The organism is Streptomyces sp. NPDC002520, assembly GCF_053595235.1.
The window spans coordinates 1-20,840 of record NZ_JBSFXG010000044.1 but is presented as its reverse complement, the minus strand read 5'-3'; the positions used below and the strand labels follow the sequence as shown (position 1 = coordinate 20,840).

The 20,840-nt window shown below is 73.7% G+C and carries 16 protein-coding genes, 1 pseudogene and 1 riboswitch; of the genes and pseudogenes, 5 read left to right on the top strand and 12 right to left on the bottom strand.

The features are described 5' to 3' along the window. Positions 1–111 precede the first annotated feature (111 nt). On the top strand, positions 112–843 hold the full coding sequence (locus ACWD5D_RS38280) for a ZIP family metal transporter (protein WP_451377421.1): 732 nt from the start codon (positions 112–114) through the stop codon (positions 841–843). 374 nt (positions 844–1,217) lie between these two features. Here the strand turns inward: ACWD5D_RS38280 and cobI are convergent, their stop codons facing one another. The 10 genes from cobI to ACWD5D_RS38230 all read right to left on the bottom strand — a co-directional run bounded on the left by cobI (position 1,218) and on the right by ACWD5D_RS38230 (position 14,870). Next, positions 1,218–1,949 (bottom strand): precorrin-2 C(20)-methyltransferase, encoded by a 732-nt coding sequence (gene cobI, locus ACWD5D_RS38275; protein WP_451377420.1) that lies wholly within the window; start codon positions 1,947–1,949, stop codon positions 1,218–1,220. Next, complete coding sequence (locus ACWD5D_RS38270; RefSeq protein WP_451377419.1) at positions 1,946–3,322, bottom strand: cobyrinate a,c-diamide synthase; 1,377 nt, start codon at positions 3,320–3,322, stop codon at positions 1,946–1,948. Before ACWD5D_RS38270 ends, cobI begins: the two co-directional genes overlap by 4 nt. Further along, positions 3,319–3,927 (bottom strand): cob(I)yrinic acid a,c-diamide adenosyltransferase, encoded by a 609-nt coding sequence (gene cobO / locus ACWD5D_RS38265; RefSeq protein ID WP_451377418.1) that lies wholly within the window; start codon positions 3,925–3,927, stop codon positions 3,319–3,321. Before cobO ends, ACWD5D_RS38270 begins: the two co-directional genes overlap by 4 nt. Then, positions 3,927–5,930, bottom strand: a complete 2,004-nt coding sequence (locus tag ACWD5D_RS38260) for a putative cobaltochelatase (protein WP_451377417.1) — start codon at positions 5,928–5,930, stop codon at positions 3,927–3,929. Before ACWD5D_RS38260 ends, cobO begins: the two co-directional genes overlap by 1 nt. Further along, positions 5,927–9,577 carry a cobaltochelatase subunit CobN gene (gene cobN / locus ACWD5D_RS38255; protein ID WP_451377416.1) on the bottom strand — a complete coding sequence of 1,217 codons (3,651 nt, stop codon included), beginning with the start codon at positions 9,575–9,577 and terminating at the stop codon, positions 5,927–5,929. The genes ACWD5D_RS38260 and cobN overlap by 4 nt, the downstream gene beginning before the upstream one ends. After that, on the bottom strand, positions 9,574–11,106 hold the full coding sequence (locus tag ACWD5D_RS38250) for a cobyric acid synthase (protein ID WP_451377415.1): 1,533 nt from the start codon (positions 11,104–11,106) through the stop codon (positions 9,574–9,576). The genes cobN and ACWD5D_RS38250 overlap by 4 nt, the downstream gene beginning before the upstream one ends. Further along, positions 11,103–12,056 (bottom strand): cobalamin biosynthesis protein, encoded by a 954-nt coding sequence (locus tag ACWD5D_RS38245; RefSeq protein WP_451377414.1) that lies wholly within the window; start codon positions 12,054–12,056, stop codon positions 11,103–11,105. Before ACWD5D_RS38245 ends, ACWD5D_RS38250 begins: the two co-directional genes overlap by 4 nt. Positions 12,057–12,154: 98 nt before the next feature. Further along, positions 12,155–12,296: riboswitch (cobalamin riboswitch) on the bottom strand. Between the two features lie 158 nt (positions 12,297–12,454). Next, the gene (locus tag ACWD5D_RS38240; protein WP_451377413.1) at positions 12,455–12,682 is read right to left on the bottom strand and encodes a hypothetical protein; all 228 of its coding nucleotides are present in this window, start codon (positions 12,680–12,682) and stop codon (positions 12,455–12,457) included. A 34-nt stretch (positions 12,683–12,716) separates the two neighbouring features. Further along, complete coding sequence (locus ACWD5D_RS38235) at positions 12,717–13,967, bottom strand: anion permease (RefSeq protein WP_451377412.1); 1,251 nt, start codon at positions 13,965–13,967, stop codon at positions 12,717–12,719. A 153-nt stretch (positions 13,968–14,120) separates the two neighbouring features. Then, positions 14,121–14,870, bottom strand: coding sequence for a lysozyme (locus tag ACWD5D_RS38230; RefSeq protein ID WP_451377411.1), 750 nt, complete (start codon positions 14,868–14,870; stop codon positions 14,121–14,123). A 257-nt stretch (positions 14,871–15,127) separates the two neighbouring features. Here ACWD5D_RS38230 and ACWD5D_RS38225 point away from each other — a divergent pair, with 257 nt between their 5' ends. From ACWD5D_RS38225 to ACWD5D_RS38215, 3 genes are all read left to right on the top strand, one after another. Beyond that, positions 15,128–15,820 (top strand): class II aldolase/adducin family protein, encoded by a 693-nt coding sequence (locus ACWD5D_RS38225; RefSeq protein ID WP_451377410.1) that lies wholly within the window; start codon positions 15,128–15,130, stop codon positions 15,818–15,820. An 80-nt stretch (positions 15,821–15,900) separates the two neighbouring features. After that, positions 15,901–17,028 carry an alpha/beta hydrolase gene (locus ACWD5D_RS38220; RefSeq protein WP_451377409.1) on the top strand — a complete coding sequence of 376 codons (1,128 nt, stop codon included), beginning with the start codon at positions 15,901–15,903 and terminating at the stop codon, positions 17,026–17,028. Positions 17,029–17,434: 406 nt separating this feature from the next. After that, positions 17,435–18,709, top strand: coding sequence for a hypothetical protein (locus ACWD5D_RS38215; protein WP_451377408.1), 1,275 nt, complete (start codon positions 17,435–17,437; stop codon positions 18,707–18,709). A gap of 62 nt (positions 18,710–18,771) precedes the next feature. On the opposite strand, the gene ACWD5D_RS38210 is transcribed toward ACWD5D_RS38215, so the two are convergent. Both ACWD5D_RS38210 and ypfJ read right to left on the bottom strand, forming a co-directional pair. Next, positions 18,772–19,182 (bottom strand): VOC family protein, encoded by a 411-nt coding sequence (locus ACWD5D_RS38210; protein ID WP_451377407.1) that lies wholly within the window; start codon positions 19,180–19,182, stop codon positions 18,772–18,774. 90 nt (positions 19,183–19,272) lie between these two features. Beyond that, positions 19,273–20,160 (bottom strand): KPN_02809 family neutral zinc metallopeptidase, encoded by an 888-nt coding sequence (gene ypfJ, locus ACWD5D_RS38205; RefSeq protein ID WP_451377406.1) that lies wholly within the window; start codon positions 20,158–20,160, stop codon positions 19,273–19,275. A 314-nt stretch (positions 20,161–20,474) separates the two neighbouring features. Here ypfJ and ACWD5D_RS38200 point away from each other — a divergent pair. Continuing rightward, positions 20,475–20,840 (top strand): annotated as a pseudogene (locus tag ACWD5D_RS38200) (RNA polymerase subunit sigma); the annotation flags it as partial.

Genomic DNA, 20,840 nt, shown 5'->3' with positions numbered 1-20,840 from the left:
CGAAAACGCGCAACGGAATCGCGAATCAAAATGGGGTGATTGTCAGATTTTGGGGTGGTTGTGGTGGCGCCGGATGTGCGCGAAGAGCCCTCCATCGGATAGCAAGGCCCTATGGCGGTCTTCGTCGCGCTCGGCGCGTTCCTGATGACGCTGGCCGGCGGCTGGACGGCCCAGCGTGTGACCGACCGTCGGCACCTGGTCCTGGGACTGGCCGGCGGACTGATGCTGGGCGTGGTCGGCCTGGACCTGCTGCCCGAGGCGCTGCACGTGGCCGGCCGCGAGATCTTCGGCGTACCCGCCGCCCTGCTGCTGTTCGTGGCCGGCTTCCTGCTGGCCCACCTCGTGGAGCGCACGCTGGCCGCCCGGCGGGCGGCGCACGGCGGTGCCGAGCACAACCACCGGGCGCCCGAGGTGGGCCTGACGGCGGCCGCCGCGATGGTCGGCCACAGCGCCATGGACGGCGTGGCGATCGGCGCGGCCTTCCAGGTGGGCGGCGGAATGGGGACGTCCGTCGCGCTCGCCGTGATCGCGCACGACTTCGCCGACGGCTTCAACACCTTCACCATCACGAACCTGTACGGCAACGCGCGCCGCCGGGCGGTGGGCATGCTCGTCGCCGACGCCTGCGCACCGCTCGTGGGCGCCCTGTCGACCGCCTTCATCCACATCCCCGAGCCGGTGCTCGGCGGCTATCTCGGCCTCTTCGGCGGCGTGCTGCTCTACCTCGCCGCCGCCGAGATCCTCCCGGAGGCCCACCACGAGCACCCGGCCCACTCCACCCTGCTGTGCACGGTGGCCGGCGCGGCGTTCATCTGGCTGGTGGTCGGCGTCTCCGGCGGCTGAGCAGACCGGGTGCCCGGCGGCCGAGCCGACCCGGTGTCCGACGCCTGAGGCCGCGCGCCCGGCGGCGGCTGTGCCGGCCTGGCTTCCGGTGGCCGGGCCACCCCGGCTCGCGACGGCTGATCCCGTGCGCCGATCGGCAGCTGATCCCGCGCGCCGACCGGCAGCTGATCCCGTGCGCCGACCGGCGGCCGAGCCCGTGCGCCGACCGGCGGCCGAGCCCGTGCGCCGACCGGCGGCCGAGCCCGTGCGCCGACCGGCGGCCGAGCCGTCCCACCCTTGTGCCGCCGAGCCACTCCGGCCCCCGGCCGCCGAGCCCCCCGGGCCCGCGGTGACCGAGGCCCCGCGACCGCCGGCGGCCGAACGCGCCGTCCGCGTCACAGCTTCCCGCCCCGCCCGCCGTCGCGCCGCGGGGGCGCGATCAGCGTGGAGAGGTACGGCAGCGGAGCCCCGTCCAGCTCGGCGGCCGGCCGCACCGACTCCTCCGGCAGCCCGAGCGCCGAGCCCCACACGGCGTCCCCGATCCGCCCGGTCTCCCGCAGCGCCTCGGCGACCTCGGCGGCCTGCCGCCCGAACTTGTACGCCACGACGGTCCCCGGCCCGGCCAGCGCCTCCTTGAGCACCGCCGAACCCGCCGTCACCGGCACCAGCGTCAGCGGCTCGGTGCCCTCGGTCAGCACGGCACCCGAGCGCGCGGCCAGGTCCTGCATGGCGGTGATCCCGGGCACGGTCTCCACCACGGTACCCGGCACCAGCTCCACGATCGTCTGCGCGAGGTACGTGAACGTCGAGTACACGTTGGGATCCCCGATGGTGGCGAACGCGACGGACCCATGGCCGCCGAGCAACTCGGCGACCCGCTCGCCCGCCGCGTCCCAGGCGGCCTCCCGGCGAGCCCGGTCGGTCCGCTCGTTCAGCGCGAACACCACCCGGACGACCTTCTCCTCGGGGACGTAGTGCAACACGGTCGCCTCGGCCCGGCCCCGCTCACCGGTGTCCATCACCGGTACGACGACGACATCGGCCGCGCGCAGTGCGTTGACCCCCTTGACGGTCACCAGCTCCGGGTCACCGGGACCGACCCCGACTCCGACCAGCCTGCTGCTCATGACGTCCGGCACCTCTCCACGAACCGACGGGCCACACCGGGCTGCGACGCCCAGTGCGTGTGCAGATAACTCGCGTGCACGCCCTGCTGTACGAAACCTTCGACCCGCCGCACCGGGGCGGTGAGCCCCCAGGCGGGCGCGGCACCGGCGCCGGGTTCGACGACGGTGCGATGGAACTCGTGCCCCCGCATCCGGGTCCCGGCGACGGCCAGCACACTGTCCCCGACGGCCACGGCGTCCCGGTAGCCGAGGGTGAGCCGTTCCGTCATCCGCGCGGTGGCGTCGAGGACGCCGCACATGGGGAGCCCGTCCAGCTCCCGGCTGAGATAGAGCAGCCCCGCGCACTCGGCGGCGACCGGCGCACCGCCCAGCGCCAGCTCGGCGACGGCCTTGCGCAGCGGCTCGTTCGCGGACAGCTCGGCCGCGTACACCTCGGGAAAACCACCGCCGACGACCAGCCCCGCGGTGCCGTCCGGGAGTTGCTCGTCCCGCAGCGGATCGAAGGTGACGACGTCGGCACCGGCGGCGGCGAGCAGTTCGGTGTGCTCGGCGTAGGAGAACGTGAACGCGGGACCACCGGCGACGGCCACGACGGGCGCCGGCTTCCCGGGCGGCGGAGCCGGACGGCCGGTGGGCGAGGCGGGGGTCCAGGGGGCGGAGCCCTCCGGCAGGGGACCCGCGGCACGGGCAAGTGCCTCCAGCGCGGGCAAGTCGCAGCCGGTGGCCACCTGTTCGGCCATCGCGGCAACGGCGTCGACCGCAGCGGCCCGCCGCTCGGCAACGGGCACCAACCCCAGATGCCGAGAAGGCGTATCCACCTGAGCCGCCCGCCGCAGCACACCCAACACCGGAACCCCGGCCGAATCCAGCGCCTCCCGCAGAAGCTCCTCATGCCGGTCCGAGCCGACCTTGTTCAGGATCACGCCCCCGATCCGCACCTCCGGATCCCAGGACGCGAACCCGTGCACCAGCGCCGCCACCGACCGGGACTGCGACGACGCGTCCACGACCAGCACCACCGGCGCCCTGAGCAGCTTGGCCACATGCGCGGTGGACGCGAGCTCCCCCTGGCCCGCGGCCCCGTCGTACAGCCCCATCACGCCCTCGACGACGGCGAGATCGCAACCCCGTGCCCCGTGCAGGAACAGCGGGGCGACCAGATCCGGACCGCACAGGTACGCGTCCAGGTTGCGCCCCACCCGCCCGGTCGCGAGCGCGTGATAGCCGGGGTCGATGTAGTCCGGCCCGACCTTGTGCGGGGACACGGCGAGTCCCCGCGCGGCGAACGCGGCCATCAGCCCCGTGGCGACGGTGGTCTTGCCGCTGCCCGAGGAAGGCGCGGCGACGACCAGCCGAGGCACCGACGACGTCACCACTCGATGCCCTTCTGGCCCTTCTGACCCGCGTCCATGGGGTGCTTGACCTTGGACATGTCGGTGACCAGATCGGCGAAGTCGACCAGCTTCTCCGGCGCGTTCCGCCCGGTGATCACCACATGCTGGGTGCCCGGCCGGTTCCGCAGCACCTCCACGACCTCGTCCGTGTCCACCCAGCCCCAGTGCATGGGGTACGCGAACTCGTCGAGCACGTACAGCCGGTACGTCTCGGCCGCGAGGTCCCGCTTGACCTGCTCCCAGCCCTCCCGGGCCTTCTCCTCGTTGGTCGCGTTGTCACCCTGGATGCCCCGCTGGACCCAGGACCAGCCCTCGCCCATCTTGTGCCAGTCGACGGTCCCGCCCTCGCCGGAGGCGCCGAGCACGCGCAGCGCGTTCTCCTCGCCGACCTTCCACTTCGCCGACTTGACGAACTGGAACACCCCGATCGGCCACCCCTGGTTCCAGGCGCGCAGCGCGAGACCGAACGCGGCGGTCGACTTGCCCTTGCCGATCCCGGTGTGCACGACGACCAGTGGCCGGTTACGTCGTTGACGCGTCGTCAGACCGTCGTCCGGTACGACACTCGGCTGTCCCTGCGGCATTACGCGGCCCTCCTCGGCGTCCCCTGCACATCCCTGACCAGCCCGGCGATCGAGTCGGCCCGCAGCTCGTCCAGCGTCACCGCCGTACCGCCCAGCTCACCCGCGAGCTGCCCGGCGAGCCCCAGCCGCACCGGCCCCGACTCGCAGTCCACGACCACGGAGGCGACCCCCTCGGCCGCGAACAGCCGCGCCGCGCGCCCCGCCAGTGCCACCGGTTCCGGACCACCGGTGGCCCGTCCGTCGGTCACCACGACGACCAGCGCCCGCCGCGCCGGATCCCGCAGCCGCTCGACCCGCAGCACCTCGTGCGCCTTGAGCAGCCCGGCCGCGAGCGGCGTACGGCCGCCCGTCGGCAGCGACTCCAGCCGGACGGCGGCGGCGTCCACGGAGGACGTGGGCGGCAGCGCGACATCGGCGGCGGCGCCCCGGAAGGTCACCAGTCCCACCTTGTCCCGCCGCTGGTAGGCATCCAGCAGCAGCGACAGCACGGCACCCTTCACGGCGCTCATCCGCTGCCGCGCCGCCATCGACCCGGAGGCGTCGACCACGAACAGCACGAGGTTCCCCTCGCGCCCCTCACGGGTCGCCTGCCGCAGATCGTCCCGGCGCACCACCAGCCCAGGACCGGACCGGCCGCGCGCCCGCTGGTGCGGGGCCGCGGCCTGCACGGTGGCCGCCAGGTGCAGCTTGGTCAGCGTCCCCCGGGGCCGGCGCGCCCCGGTCGTCCGCCCGTGCTCGGTCCGCGCGCGCGAGCGCCGTCCGGCGGCACCCTCGCCGATGCCGGGCACGCTCAGCGCCTTGGTGCGAAAGGGCTCGGCGGCCCGTACGGCCGACTGCTCCCGCGCGCCGGAGGCCCCCGGCTGCCCGCCCTCACCGGCCTCGGGCTGCGCGGCGTCGCCGCCGTCGCCCTGGGGACCGGAGTCGGGCGCCGGCCGACCGCCGCCGCCACCGGGGCCGTCGGGGTCGGGGTCCTCGTCGCCGTCCGGGGCGTCCCCGGAGAACTGCTCCAGCGTCTCGTCCAGTTTGTCCTCGTCCAGGCCCGGCGCGTCGAAGGGGTTGCGCCGGCGGCGGTGCGGCAGCGCCAGCAGCGCGGCCTGCCGCACGTCCTCGGCCAGCACATCCGTCCGCCCGGCCCACGCGGCCAGCGCGGTCGCCGTGCGCGCCATCACGATGTCGGCGCGCATGCCGTCCACCTCGAAGGCCGCGCAGGTCGCCGCGATCTGCCGCAGTGCCCCGTCGCCGAGGCACACCTGCGGCAGCAACTCCCGTGCCGCCACGATCCGTTGCCGTACGACGGCCTCCTCGCCCGCCCACCGCGCGGCGAAGCCGGCCGGATCGTCGTCGTACGCCAGCCTGCGCCGCACGACCTCGACCCGCTGGTCCGGCTCCCGCGAGGCCGCGACCTCCACGGTCAGCCCGAACCGGTCGAGCAGCTGCGGCCGCAGCTCGCCCTCCTCGGGGTTCATCGTGCCGACGAGCAGGAACTTCGAGGCGTGTCGCACGGAGACGCCCTCGCGCTCGACGTACGAGGCACCCATCGCGGCGGCGTCCAGCAGCAGGTCGACCAGGTGGTCGTGGAGCAGGTTGACCTCGTCCACGTACAGGATCCCGCGGTGCGCCGAGGCGAGCAGGCCCGGCTCGAAGGCTTTCACGCCTTCCGCCAGGGCGCGCTCGATGTCGAGGGCTCCGACGAGTCGGTCCTCTGAGGCGCCGACGGGGAGTTCGACCATGCGCGAGGGCCTTTGAACGCCCGGCCCCGGCTCGTGCGGACCGTCCGGGCAGGACGGGTCGGGGGAGGCAGGGTCACAGGAGAAACGGCATCCGGGAACCACGGGCACCTGCGGCAGCAGCGCCGAGAGGGCGCGCACCGCCGTCGACTTGGCCGTGCCCTTCTCGCCGCGCACCAGCACACCGCCGACCGCCGGCGAGACGGCGTTCAGCAGCAGCGCGAGCCGCAGGTCGTCCTGGCCGACCACGGCCGTAAAGGGGAAAGGGGTGGTCACTGGTCGCCCTCCAGGTCGCCTTCCAGCTCGAGGTAGGTGGCGCGCAGCCGTTCCAGCGTGTCCGCGTCCGGCTCCGCCCACAGCCCCCGGTCGGCCGCCTCCAGCAGCCGCTCGGTGATCCCGCGCAGCGCCCACGGGTTGGACTTCTTCATGAAGTCCCGGTTCTCCGGGTCGAAGACGTACTCCGCGCTGAGCTTCTCGTACATCCAGTCGTCGACCACACCCGCCGTGGCGTCGTAGCCGAACAGGTAGTCCACGGTCGCCGCCATCTCGAAGGCGCCCTTGTAGCCGTGCCGGCGCATGGCCGCCATCCAGCGCGGATTGACCACGCGGGCGCGGAAGACGCGGTGGGTCTCCTCGCCGAGCGTGCGGGTCCTCACCTGGTCCGGCACGGCGCTGTCACCCACGTACGCCTCGGGGTTGGCGCCGGTCAGGTGCCGGACCATGGCGACCATGCCGCCGTGGTACTGGAAGTAGTCGTCTGCGTCGACCAGGTCGTGCTCGCGGGTGTCGACGTTCTTCGCGGCGACCGCGATCCGCTTGAACGCGGTCTCCATGTCCCCGCGCGCCGCCCGCCCGTCGAGCCCGCGCCCGTACGCGTAGCCGCCCCACACCGCGTACACCTCGGCGAGGTCGGCGTCCGAGCGCCAGTTGCGGGCGTCGATCAGCGGCAGCAGCCCCGCGCCGTACGCGCCCGGCTTCGAGCCGAAGATCCGCGCCGTCGCCCGCCGCCGGTCACCGTGCCCCGCGGCGTCCTCCTCGACGTGCGCCCGCACGTAGTTGGACTCGGCGGGCTCGTCCAGCTCGGCGACCGTCCGTACGGCGTCGTCGATCAGCCCGACCACATGCGGGAACGCGTCCCGGAAGAACCCGGAGATCCGGACCGTGACGTCGATGCGCGGCCGGCCCAGCTCCGCCGGGGGAACCACCTCGAACCCCGTCACCCGGCGCGAGGCCTCGTCCCACACCGGGCGGCAGCCCAGCAGCGCGAGGATCTCGGCGATGTCGTCGCCCTGGGTGCGCATGGCGGAGGTGCCCCAGACGGTGAGGCCGACCGACTTGGGGTACTCCCCGGTGTCCTGCAGATACCGCTGCACCAGCGAGTCCGCGAGCGACTGGCCCACCTCCCAGCTCAGCCGGGAGGGAATGGCCTTGGGGTCGACGGAGTAGAAGTTGCGACCGGTCGGCAGCACGTTGACCAGTCCGCGGGTCGGGGAGCCCGAGGGGCCCGCCGGGACGTAACCGCCGTCCAGCGCGCGCAGGATGTGCCCGATCTCGTCCGTGGTGCGCGCGAGCCGCGGTACGACCTCGGCGCAGGCGAACTCCAGCACGGCCACCGCGTCCGGGAGTTCGGTGCCCAGGACCTCGCGGACCAGCGGCGCGCTCTCGGCGACCGCCCAGCCGCGGGCCTCCATGCCCTCCGCGAACCGCCGGCACAGCTGCTCCAGCAGGTCGATCGCGTCGGCGGCCGACCGGGACGGACCCTCCACCAGGTCCGTCAGCTCGACCGGCACCTTCACCGGTGCGCCCGGCTCGGCCAGCAGCTCCTTCTCGACCAGCCCGAAGTGCGCGGCCAGCGCGGCCCGCAGCCCCGGCAGCGCGTTCGCCTGCCCGCCCCACACCTGGGACGCGCGCAGGACCGCGAGGACCAGGTTCACGCGGGGCTCGGCGACCGGGCCGCCGCCCAGGATGTGCAGACCGTCGCGGATCTGCACGTCCTTGATCTCGCACAGATAGCCGTCGATGTGCATGACGAACTCGTCGAAGTCGGAGTCGTCCGGCTGCTCGTCCACATGCAGGTCGTGGTGCAGCTCGGCCGCCTTGACCAGCGTCCAGATCTGCGCCCGCACGGCCGGCGCCTTGGTCGGGTCCAGGTCGGAGACGAGCGCGTACTCGTCCAGCAGCTGTTCCAGCTTGGCCAGATCGCCGTACGTGTCGGCGCGTGCCATCGGCGGCACCAGGTGGTCGACGACGGTGGCGTGCCCGCGCCGCTTGGCCTGGGTGCCCTCGCCCGGGTCGTTGACGATGAACGGGTAGATCAGCGGCAGGTCGCCGAGGACGGCGTCCGGGGCACAACCGGCGCTCAGCCCCAGGCCCTTGCCCGGCAGCCACTCCATCGTGCCGTGCTTGCCCATGTGCACGACCGCGTCCGCGCCGAAGCTGTTGTCCAGCCAGCGGTAGGCCGCCATGTAGTGGTGGGAGGGCGGCATGTCGGGGTCGTGGTAGATCGCGATCGGGTTCTCCCCGAAGCCGCGCGGCGGCTGGATCATCACGACGACGTTCCCGAACCGGAGGGAGGCGAGCACGATGTCCTCGCCGTCCACGTACAGGCTGCCCGGCGGCTCGCCCCACGCCTCCACCATGGCGTCCCTGAGCTCCGGATCGAGCGTCTCGAACCACGCCCGGTAGTCGGCCAGCGGCACCCGCGCGGGCGCGGCGGCCAGCTGGTCCTCGGTGAGCCACTCGACGTCGTGGCCGCCGGCCTCGATGAGCCGGTGGATCAACTCGTCGCCGCCGGAGGGGTATTCGGTGAGGGAGTACCCCGCGTCGCGGAGCGCGTCCAGTACCCGGACCGCCGAGGCGGGCGTGTCCAGGCCGACCGCGTTCCCGACCCGGGAGTGCTTGGTCGGGTAGGCGGTGAAGACCAGCGCGACCTTCTTCTCCGCGTTCGGCTTGTGCCGGAGCAGCGCGTGCCGTACGGCGATCCCGGCCACCCGCCCGGCCCGCTCCGGGTCGGCCACGTACACCGGTACCTCGTCGGGGCCCTGCTCCTTGAAGGAGAACGGCACGGTGATCAGCCGGCCGTCGAACTCCGGGATCGCGACCTGCATCGCCGCGTCCATCGGGGAGAGGGCGGCGTCCGACTCGTCCCAGGCCTGCTTCGACGAGGTGAGGCACAGGCCTTGCAGCACCGGGATGTTGAGGTCGGCGAGCGCCCCGATGTCCCAGGCCTCCTCGTCGCCGCCCGCTGACGCCTGCGAGGCGTGCGTGCCGCCGGCCGCGAGCACGGTGGCGACCAGCGCGTCGGCCCGGCCCAGCAGCTCGTACAGCCCGGCGTCCGCGCCGCGCAGCGAACCGCAGTACACGGGAAGGGCGTTGGCGCCCTTCGCCTCGATCGCCTCGCACAGGGTGTCCACGAACGCGGTGTTGCCGCTCAGTTCGTGCGCCCGGTAGAAGAGCACGCCCACGGTCGGCCGGCCGGCCACGAGAGCACGCTCGCCGTGGACGCCGTACTCCGGCATCTTCCGCGGCTCCTCGAAGCCCTCGCCGGTCAGCAGCACGGTGTCCGACAGGAACCGGGACAGCTCCAGCAGATTCGCGGGCCCGCCCTCGACCAGGTACCTCAGCGCCTCCGCGACGACACCCGCCGGCACCGACGACTCGGCCATCAACTCCGCGTCCGGTACGGCCTCGCCGCCCAGCAGCACGGCCGGGATCCCGGCCGCCTTCAGCGCGGCCAGCCCGTCCTCCCAGGCGCGCTTTCCGCCCAGCAGCCGTACGACCGCGATGTCGGCGCCCGCGATCAGGCCCGGCAGTTCGCCGGTGACGTCGACGCGGGTCGGGTTGCCGATGCGGTAGCCGGCGCCGGACGCCCGGGCCGCCAGGAGATCGGTGTCGGCGGTCGACAACAACAACACTGTGCTCATGCGGGCGCTCCCGGTGGAATGAAAGGCAGTCCTTGCGGCGCGCCCGACTCGATGAGCCGCCAGAGCGCGTCCGTGTCCGCGTGCTGTTCGATCAGGTCGCCGAGCCGGTCGAGCTGCTCCTCGCGCAGCGCGGCGAACGAGGTGTCCGGGGCCGGCACGAAGCGGCGCCCCGCGGCGGCGGCCACCTCGCGCAGGAACGCCCGCCGGAAGCCGTCCGACTCCAGCGAACCGTGCCAGTGCGTGCCCCAGGTGTGGCCGACCCGGCAGCCGTCCAGGCTGTGCCCTTTGCCGTCGGAGATGAACGCATCCCCGCCGAGGACTTCGGCGACCCCGTGGTGGATCTCGTACCCCTCGACCCGCTCGCCGAGAGCCTCCCCGGCCGGGCGGGTCAGGGTCTTCTCGCGGGCGAACCGCACCCGCACGGGCAGCACCCCGAGGCCGGGGACGGCGCCGGCGCGCGACTCGACGTCGTCCTCGATGTGCTCGCCGAGCACCTGGAAGCCGCCGCAGATGCCCAGGACCGGGCGCCCCTCTGCGGCCCTGCGGACCAGCGCGTCGGCGAGACCCCGCTCGCGCAGCCACTCCAGCGCCCGTACGGTCCCGCGCGTGCCCGGGACCACCGCCAGGTCCGCGTCCGCCAGTTCCTCCGGCCGGTCCACGAACCGCACGACGACGCCCGGTTCGGCGGCCAGCGCGTCCACGTCGGTGAAGTTGGACATGAGCGGGATCGCGCAGACGGCGACCCGCAGCACGTCCTCGCCGTGCGGCGGGGCGACCGTGGACTCGCGGACGGTGCCGCGCAGCGACACCCTCAGGCCGTCCTCCTCGTCGATGCCGAGCCCGTGCCGGAACGGCAGCACGCCGTAGGTGTGCCGCCCGGTGAGCCCGTGCAGCATGTCCAGGCCGGGCTCCAGCAGCGACACGTCGCCCCGGAACTTGTTGACCAGGAAGCCCGCGACCATCTCCTGGTCCTCGGGCGAGAGCAGGGCGACGGTCCCGAAGAAGGAGGCGAAGACACCGCCGCGGTCGATGTCGCCGACGACGAGGACGGGCAGCCGCGCGTTCCGCGCGATCCCCATGTTGACGATGTCCGTGCGCCGCAGATTGATCTCGGCGGGCGAACCGGCCCCCTCACAGATCACCGCGTCATACGTGCCCCGCAACTCGGCCAGGCAGTCCAGCACGGTGCCGAGCAGCTGCTGCTGGCGCCCGCCGTGGTAGCCGCGCGCGCTCATCTCGCCCACCGGTTTGCCCAGCAGCACCACTTGACTGCTCTGCTCACCGCCCGGCTTGAGCAGCACGGGGTTCATCAGCGCGGTCGGCTCGATCCGGCACGCCTGGGCCTGCATGGCCTGCGCGCGGCCGATCTCCGCGCCCTCGCGGGTCACGAAGGAGTTGAGGGACATGTTCTGCGCCTTGAAGGGCGCCACCTTGACGCCCTGGCGCACCAGCCACCGGCAGATCCCGGCCGTCACGACGCTCTTGCCGGCGTCGGAGGTGGTGCCGGCGACGAGGAGACCACCGTTCACTCGCCCCGTCCTTTCAGGTTCTTGAGGAGGACGCGCGCGGCCACCGTGGTGCCGAGCGCGAGCAGGCCGACGCGCCGGGACAGCCGTACCGCCCGGTCGATGTCGGTGACGCGGACGGCGCGCCCGGCGCCCCCGTTGAGCACGGGCCGGTGTTCGACGCGCCCGCCGTAGGACAGCGTCCCGCCGAGGCGCACCCCGAGGGCGCCCGCGAACGACGCCTCGACGGGACCGGCGTTGGGGCTCGGATGGCTCGCCGCGTCCGCCTTCCATGCCCGTACGGCACCGCGCGGATCGGGTCCGGCGAGCGTGGCCAGTACGGCGGTCAGCCGGGCCCCCGGCCAGCCGGCGACGTCGTCCAGGCGGGCGGAGGCCCAGCCGTAGCGCCGGAAGCGGGGGGACTTGTGGCCCACCATCGCGTCCAGGGTGTTGACCGCCCGGAACCCGAGCAGCCCCGGCACCCCGCCGACCGCTCCCCACACCAGTGCGCCCACGACGGCGTCGGAGGTGTTCTCGGCGACCGACTCGACCACCGCACGGGCGATCCCGTCGGCGTCGAGGGCCTGCGGGTCCCGGCCGCACAGGTGCGGCAGCCGCGCACGGGCGGCCGCCACGTCCCCGGCCTGAAGGGCACGCCCGACGGTCCGGGCCTCCCGGGCCAGCGAGGTGCCCCCGACGACGGCCCACGTGGCGGCGGCGGTCAGCGCGACGGTCGCGGCGGGGGAGCGGCGCACGGCGCGCTCGGCCACGACACCCAGCGCGACGGCGCCTCCGGCGCACACGGCGGTGTGCAGCGCACCCCAGCCGCGGTGGTCGTGCCACAACGCGCCTTCCACGGCGCCGGCCGCACGCCCGAACACGGCGACGGGATGCCCGCGGCGCGGATCGCCGAGGAGCAGGTCGCCCAGGAGGCCGGCGGCGGCGCCGTACGCGTACGAGCGATCGGCACCCATCGGCTCAGCCGGCCGTGGGCGAAGGCGCAGTCCTGGTACGGGTTCTCGATCGGCAGCCGAGCATGGCGATATGTCCTCACTCAGGGTGTCCACGCCCTGGTTCGACGAGACCGGCGGCGAGAGTTCCTGGCTCCCGGGGTTTCTACCCCGGTGACAGTGGCGGGACCGCGCCGGATTCGCACCGGCTTCCTCTTCTGCCGCCGTACATGGCCCCGGCAGTCCACCACGCCCCCGGAAGAGCCGTCAACTTGCCGTTGACCTGCGTGGGGAGAGTGTGCCGAGCCCCACATCGGCGCCGGTCGCGCGATGTGGGGGCACGCGAAAGACTCCGCCCCCCGAACACTTCGGGGGCGGAGTCTTCCGGACGGTCGGTCAGGTCCGGGCCGTGGACCCGGGGTTCAGGCCTTGACCACGATCAGGTAGATGCCGTACGCCACGGCGGCCGCGCAGGCGGCGAAGCAGATGTACGCGCCGGTCACCGCGAGCGCCGCCGAGTTGCCCTGCGCCGCGGCCTTCTCCCGGCGGGAGAGGCCGGTGACACCGAGGGTGAACAGGGCCACCAGGCCGACGGTCGCCACGAGGCTGACACCGAAGACGGAGCCGATGGCCGCCCAGTCGATCTTCATGGGGATGCTTCCTTCAGGTACCGGGTGCTCGGGGTCAGACCGTGGCGGCCGGCGGGGTCGCCGGGGCCGGGTCGGCGATGGCCGGAGCCGCGATGGTGGCCGTCAGGCCCTCGCCGACCGTGCCGGCGGGGGGCGGGGTCACCGCGGCGATGGCGGTGGTCACCACGCCGGCGGGCTCGGTGGTGCCGTCGTGGGTGACGTTGGTGTGGTCGACGACCTCGCGGCGGGAGACCTTCCAGATCGTGGCGCTGGCGGCGACGAGGAAGACGGCGACGAGCCCGGTGCCCCAGTCGCCCAGGTCCGTCACGGACTCGGCGCCCGCGGCGACCAGGGCGGCGGCCGGGAGGGTCAGCACCCAGGCGATGAACATCCGGGTCGCGGTGGACCAGCGGACCACGCCACCCTTGCGGCCGAGGCCCGCACCCATCACCGAGCCGGAGACGACGTGCGTGGTGGAGAGGGAGAAGCCCAGGTGCGAGGAGGCCAGGATGGCCGTGGCGGCGCTGGTCTGCGCGGCGAAGCCCTGCTGCGGCTCCAGGTCGGTCAGGCCCTTGCCCATGGTGCGGATGATGCGCCAGCCGCCGATGTAGGTGCCGAGCGCGATGGCCAGACCCGCGGAGAGGATCACCCAGGTGGGAGGGTTGGAACCGGGGGCGATCGTGCCGCCCGCGACGAGCGCGAGGGTGATGATGCCCATCGTCTTCTGCGCGTCGTTGGTGCCGTGGGCGAGGGAGACCAGGCCGGCGGAGGCGATCTGGCCGGCGCGGTAGCCCTTGCGGGTGGCCTCGCCGCCGGCGTTCCTGCCGATGCCGTAGGAGAAGCGGGTGGCGAGCATCGCCGCGAGACCGGCCACGAGCGGTGCGGCGACCGCCGGGAGCAGAACCTTGGTGACCAGGACGTCACCGTGGACGGCGCCGAAGCCGGCGGAGGCGACGGTGGCCCCGACCAGGCCGCCCATCAAGGCGTGCGAGGAGCTGGAGGGCAGTCCCACCAGCCAGGTCAGCAGGTTCCAGAGGATCGCGCCGGTGAGGGCGGCGAAGATGACCTCGGGACGAATGCCGTTCTCATCGACGAGACCCTTGGAGATCGTGTTGGCGACCTCCACGGAGAGGAAGGCGCCCACAAGGTTGAGGGCGGCGGACATGGCCACCGCGACCTTGGGCTTGAGCGCACCGGTCGAGATGGTCGTGGCCATCGCGTTGGCGGTGTCGTGAAAACCGTTCGTGAAATCAAACGCGAGTGCGGTTACCACCACAATCGCGAGGATCAGCGAGAAGTTTTCCATTTACCCAGGCAATCGTTCGAGGTCATTGGCTGTTGGACCGTAGGCAACCTGGGTGAACGGAAGGTGAACTGAGGCGGGCGTAGGGGTGTCACAAACGGGGGGTCGGGGTTCCGTTCGCGTCTGTTCGTGTCCGGCGCCTCAGGTGCCCCTTGGTCAACGGCCGCGCGCGAAGGCCCGCAGCCGGCTCTGCGGCCCGTTGAAGAGATTCTGGTCACCCGGCAGACCGCCCTGGATGTCGTACTGCCAGAAGGTCCAGTGCTGCCAACCGCCGGGCAGCGCCCCCGGGTCCGGTGCGCCGTGGCTGGCGATCCACAGGGCGTGGTCGTCGGCGAACGCGCGGCTGTCGCCGGTGCAGGCGCTCCACCACAGGGCGGTGGTGTAGATGACCGGGCGGCGGCCGGTCTCCCGCCGGACCTCGTCGCTGAACGACCGGATCCATCGGACCATCTCCGGCCCGCTCAGCCCGTAGCACTTCTCGTCCGGGTCGTACGGGTTGTACTCGATGTCGAGCGCGGGCGGCAGCGTCCGTCCGTCCGCCCGCCAGTCGCCGCCGTTCCGCACGAAGTAGGCGGCCTGCGCGTCGCCGGAGGACCGGTCCGGGCGGGCGAAGTGGTACGCGCCCCGGATCAGCCCCGCCCGGTACGCGCCGTCGTACTGCCGGTCGAAGTAGGGGTTGCGGTAGCCGGTGGACTCGGTCGCCTTGACGTAGACGAACCGCGCGCCGTTCGAGCGGACCTCCGGCCAGTCCACGTGCTCCTGGTGGGACGACACGTCGTGCCCCAGGGGCAGTCCCGCCATGGCCTCCGACGGCAGTCCCCCTGCCGAGGCCGACGGCGGCCGGGCGGCCGCGGCCTGGGTGCCGGCGAGGGCGAGCACCGCGGTGACCGCCGCGAGGACGCCCATGCGGCGCCGCGTCGGGCGCGGAGGGCGAGAAGGACCTGAAGGACGTGAAGGGCGTGAAGGAGAGGAGTGATCGAGGGTCATGTGTCCTCCCGATTAGGGCGCGGTGGAGTCCGGCGAGCCGGGGAACATTGAATGCGGTTGATCACCGACGAGGAGGAGTTTTTCGTATATTTCGCGGCGATATGCACCCATTCGGCGGCTCAACTGTTGCGCTCCGACGTGCCGTTCCCCACGCGGTCTGCTGGCAGGATCACGGCATGGCTGAACAGCGGCGCACCGCGGGCACGGAAGCGGACGGGGACGCGGACGGGGACGCGGCAGGCGTCTGGGAGCAACTGGTCGCGACGGCCCGGCGGACCGTCGCCGACGGGCTGGTCGTCGGCACCTCCGGCAACGTCTCGGCGCGCGTCGGCGACACCGTGCTCGTCACGCCTTCGGGCGTGCCCTACGACCGGCTGACCCCGGACGACATCACCGGCGTCGACCTCACCGGCCGGCAGGTGCTCGGCACGCTGGTACCGACCAGCGAGCTGCCCCTGCACCTCGCGATCTACCGCACCACCGACGCCCGCGCCGTCGTCCACACCCACGCGGTGCACGCCACGGCCGTCTCCACCCTCGTGATCGAACTCCCCGCGATCCACTACATGAGCAGCGCCCTCGGCGGCCGCGTCCGGGTCGCCCCCTACGCGACCTACGGCACCGACGAACTGGCCGAGAACATGCTGCGCGCCCTCACCGACCGCTCCGGCTGCCTCCTGCAGAACCACGGCACGGTCACCCATGGCGCCACCCTCGACCAGGCCTACGACCGCACCGCCCAACTGGAGTGGATGTGCCGTCTCTGGCTGACCGCGTCCTCGCTCCCGGGTCTGTCCCCGTCCCTGCTCACCGACTCCCAGCTGTCCGAGGTCACCGAACGCCTGAAGGGGTACGGGCAGCGCGGCTGACCTTCCGCCGAGCCGCCCCGCCGGACTTCCGCGGTGCCGCTCCGCTGGCCGGGACCACCGAGCGCCACGACACTGGACGGGTGCGCACCGTCAAGGCGACCGCCGCCGCACTCACCGCAGTCCTGGCCGCCGGCGCGGCATCCGTGGCCGCCGGCAGGCTCGCCAGTGACGCCGCGCTGAAGGCGCCCGCGGGCCGGCCCCTGCCCACCGAGCCCCGGCTCACCGTGCACGCGACGGCGGCCGGCCGGATCACCCTCACCCGCGACCTGGCCTCCCTGCGCCCCGGCACCTACGGCCTCTCCGGCGACGGCTCCCACGCGGTCGTCGGCGCCGTCCTGGAGTCGGCCGAGCACAGCGCCGACGCGGTCGTACGACGCCTCGAACGCGTCACGCACGGCACCCTCGGCCCCGGCGACGCGGTGTGGCTCACCCCGAACGTGTACGTCGGCAACCCGAGCACCGCCCTCGGACTCGACCACGCCGACGTCGACGTGCCCGGCGAACTGGGCACCCTGCCCGCCTGGTTCGTACCGGGACAGCGGGACACCTGGGTGATCGCGGTCCACGGCCTGGGCACCACCCGCGAGCAGGCCATGAACGTCATGCGCTTCCTGCACGAGCGGCGCCTGCCCGTCCTCGCGCTCGCCTACCGCGGCGACCTCGGCGCCCCGCGCCCGCCGGACGGCCTGGGCCACCTCGGCGAGACCGAGTGGCGGGACGTCGACGCGGCGATCCGCTACGCCGTCCGCTACGGCGCCGGCCGGGTCGTCCTCCTCGGCTGGTCCACCGGCGCCACCATGGCCCTGCGCACCGCCGAGCACTCCCCGGTGCGCGAGCGCGTCGTCGGTCTCGTCCTCGACTCGCCGGTGCTCGACTGGGAGGCCACGCTGCGCGCCCTGGCCCGGGCCCACCACACCCCCGGTCCGCTGCTGCCGCTTGCGGTGCGCGCCGCGCAGGGCCGTGCCGGGCTCTCCGCCGACCAGGTCACCGGGCCCGCCGACCCCGTCCCGCCGCCCGTGCCCACCCTGATCTTCCACGGCCCGGACGACACGGTGGCCCCGTGGGAGTACTCGCGCCGCCTCGCCGCCCGCCACCCCGACCGCGTCGCCCTGCACACCGTCGCGCAGGCCTCGCACGCCGCGATGTGGAACGTGGACCCGCAGGAGTACGAGGAGCGGCTGCGCCGATTCCTGATACCGCTGATGTGAGTCGGCCGTGGTGAGACACCCGGGGAGAGCCACCGCTGGTGCGGGACCCCGCCTATGCGAGTCATCGCTGATCACGCGGGCCCCGACTCCTCCGGCCCGAGCCGGACGTCCCGGTTCCAGCCGTTCCGTTTAGGGCCGTACGAATGACTGGATCACGTCTCCTCGCCTGTCATCGCACCCCGTGCATTGGCCACCCCCGTCGCCCCCCGTGACATTCCGTTTGGGTTTTCGGACCGTCAACCGGAAGACTGCACCCGTGACGTCCCGTATCCCGCGCGACTCCAGGCTTCGACTCGTCCGACCGCGACCCCTGGCCGCCGCCCCCAGAGCTGTGAACCAGCGGCGCCCACGCCGCCCCGCACCCCGGCCGCCGGAAGGCACCCCCGCCCCCGCCGAACTGGCCCGAATGGCGCGCACCGGCCTGGCCGGCGCGGTCCGCGTCGCCCGCTGGGCCGACGCCGCCCTCGGCCCGGGGAACGACGCCACCGCCGACGGCAAGGCCACCCTCTCCGACAAGACCGCCGAACGCGCCGCCACCGACCTCGGCCTGAGCTCCGCCCAGATCCGCGCCGAGTGGGACACCGCCCGCCTCGCCGGACTCGTCGAGGTGCACGGGGACAGCGCGCGCCCCGGTTGGCGGCTGCGCGCCTGGGACCGTGACGACAGCGCCGTGCTGCGCGGCTGGGTCGCCCTCTTCGACGCCTGGTCCCTCGCCTGCCCGGAACCCGAGGACCACGAGCCCGCAGCCGTCGCCGAGGTCGTCTCGGCCATGCCCCAGGTGCTCTCCTTCCTTCAGCTGTCCGCCGGGCCCGTCCCGGTCGAGCAGCTGCTCGACCTGCTCCAGCAGCGGGTCAGCGAACTGCGCACCGAGCGCTGCGAGATCTCCTACGCGCCCGGGGCCGGGGGGACCGCCGGCCCCGCCGAGCAGCTCCGCCCCGCGGAGCCCGCGCCCGCCGGGGACACCCCGCTCGCCCCCCTCCTCGACTGGGCCGTGCGCGCCCTCGCCTCCGTCGGCGCCCTCACCCACGGCGGCGGCCAGGCCACCCTCACCCCGCTCGGCAGCTGGGCGGTCTGGGTCAAGCTGGAGCAGATCTGCGTGGCCGCGCAGAGCCCCGCCGGCAACATCGAGCAGTCCGCCGAGGACATGCTCCGCGGCTGTGCCCAGCTGCGCCCCAACGCCGCCCGCGCCGAGTACCGCGCCTGGCTCGCCGCCCGCCCCGTCGGCAGCGCCGTCGGCGAACTCGTCCACGCCGCCCGTGGCGAGGACGCCCTGCTGCGCGGCCTCGCCTTCGAGGCGCTGCGCGTGGTCGGCGCCCCCGCCGAGCCCGACGTCCGCGCGGTCGTCGACGAACCGGCGCTCCGGCCGTACGCCCTGCTGTGGCTCGCCGAGCACGACGGTGTCGACGCCGAGGACGCCCACGAGGTCCTCACCCGCGAGGAGGCGACCTGGCTCTGGGTCGACACCGCCGCGGCCGTCGCCGACCACGGCGAGACAGACATGCTCGTACGGCACCTGGAGGCCGCCGTGCAGCCCACCGTCCCCCAGCTGCTCGACGAGGTACGGGCCGTCGGCCATCCGCGCACCGTGCAGGTCCTGGTCGCGCTCGCCGCCGCCCACCCCGACCCCGCCCTCGCCAAGGCCGTGCGCCGGGCCGCCTTCCAGGTGCACACCGGGGGATAGCCGGCGCGCACACCGGGAGACAGCCGGCCCGGCACCGGGAGCGGGCCGCTCGGGCGCCTGCCTCAGGCGCCTGTCTCGGGGGCGTACGTCCCGAAGCTCCAGATGTTGCCCTCGGCGTCCCGGGCCATGTAGTCCCGCGAGCCGTAGTCCTGATCCGTCGGGGGCATCAGGATCTCCGCGCCGTGCTCCAGGGCCCGCTGGTGGTGGGCGTCGACATCGTCCACGACGACGTACACCCCCGCGGGGCCCGCGTCCTTCATCGCCGCGTCGAAGACGCCGCCGCGTCCCTTGGAGCCGACCATCACCGCACCGTTGCCCTGGACCAGCTCGGCGTGCATCACCGTGCCGTCCGCCCCCTCGTACACCGACAGCTCGGTGAAGCCGAAGGCCTCCGTGAGCTGCTTGATCGCCGCCTTCGCGTCCGCGTACAACAGCGTCGGACAGATGCCCGGCCGTCCGCCCGTGCCTGCCATGCCGATCACTCCTTCGTGCGTCGGATCCGTCGTGCCCCTCGGTCGTGTCCGTGGTGGTTTCCGAGTCTCGCAGCCACCACTGACAACGCCTCAGCGGAACGTGTCGCAGCGGGCCGGGTCCCCGGTCCGGAACCCCTGCTGGAACCACTGCTGCCGCTGCTGCGCCGACCCGTGCGTCCATGCCTCCGGCGTCACCCGCCCCTGGAACCGCTCCTGGATCCGGTCGTCGCCCACGGCCGCAGCCGCGTCCAGACCGTCCTGGACGTCCGCCGTCGTCAGACTGGTGATCAGCGGGCGGCCCGTCGACTCGTCCGGCGTCGTCGTCGCGTGCCGCGCCCACACCCCGGCGTAGCAGTCCGCCTGGAGCTCCGTCCGCACCGAGTTGCTGCTCGCCCCGGTCATCCCGTCCTGGGAACGGCCCAGCGTGCCCGTCAGGTCCTGCACGTGATGGCCGTACTCGTGCGCCACCACGTACGCCTGCGCGAACGCCCCGCCGCTCGCCCCGAACTTCGTCCGCAGCTCGTCGAAGAACCCCAGGTCCAGATAGACCTTCCGGTCCCCGGGGCAGTAGAACGGCCCGACCGCCGAGGTCGCCAGACCACACCCCGTCGCGACCTCCCCGCTGAAGAAGACCGTCGGCGACCGCGTGTAGGTGGCCCCCTGCCGCCGGAACTCCTGCGACCAGTAGTCCTGCACGCTGTTGACCACCGCCACCATCCGGCAGTCGTCCCGGGTGTTCGCGTCCCGCCCGGTACGGCACGTCTGCTGGACCTGCGCGAGCGAGGAACTGGCGGGCCCGGGCGAGTCGCCCGAGGACAGACCGAGCTGGTCCGGGCCGACGCCCAGGAACAGGGCCAGCAGCAGGCCGATCAGCCCGACGACGCCACCGCCGACGGTCGCCCTGCCGCCCGGGATCCGGCGCCCGCGCACATCCTGCACCTCGGAGGTGTCCAGCCTCGCGTCGTCGTCGAACTGCACGAGCCCACCGCCCTTTGTCCGCACCGCCTGTCCGCGCCCTCGTGCTCCTGCCCCGCAGCCTGGCGCATCCCTGCCCGGCCCACCTCCCCGGACGCCGGACGAACGCCCGAACGGCCTACGCCCCGTCCCCTCACCCGCCGTGTCCCCCCACGGTTGCGGGCCACTCCTCCCGCCCCTGACTACGCTCTGCGCCTGTCCTGTGGCCGTCGCGACCGAAGGGGGGAGAAATGACCGCTCCACCACCGCCCGGCCCGACACCCCGCCCCGCCCGTCCCCCCGCCGCCACGCCCCGTTCCGACGCAACCTTCAGCGCCTTGCCTGATGCCGACGCGCACTGCGCTGCCGCGCCGGGTGCCGACGCGATCCCCGCCGCCTTGCCTGATACGGCCGCGCGCTCCGCCGCCTCGCCCCGCGTGGCCGCGCCCACCGCCGCCTTACCTGATGCCGTCGGGCCCCAGGTCGCCGCGCCGGGTGCCGGCGCGATCCCCGCGGCTGCGCCCGATACGGGCCACCCCTCGCCCAGCGTCGCCGCGCCCCCCACCGCCTTGCCCAATACCGCCGCGCCCCCCGCCGCATTGCCCGGTGTCGATGCGACCCGCGTCGGCGCGCCCGCTGCCGCCGCGCCCCCCGCCGCCTTGCCCGGTGTCGATGCGACCCGCGTCGCCGCGCCCGCTGCCGCC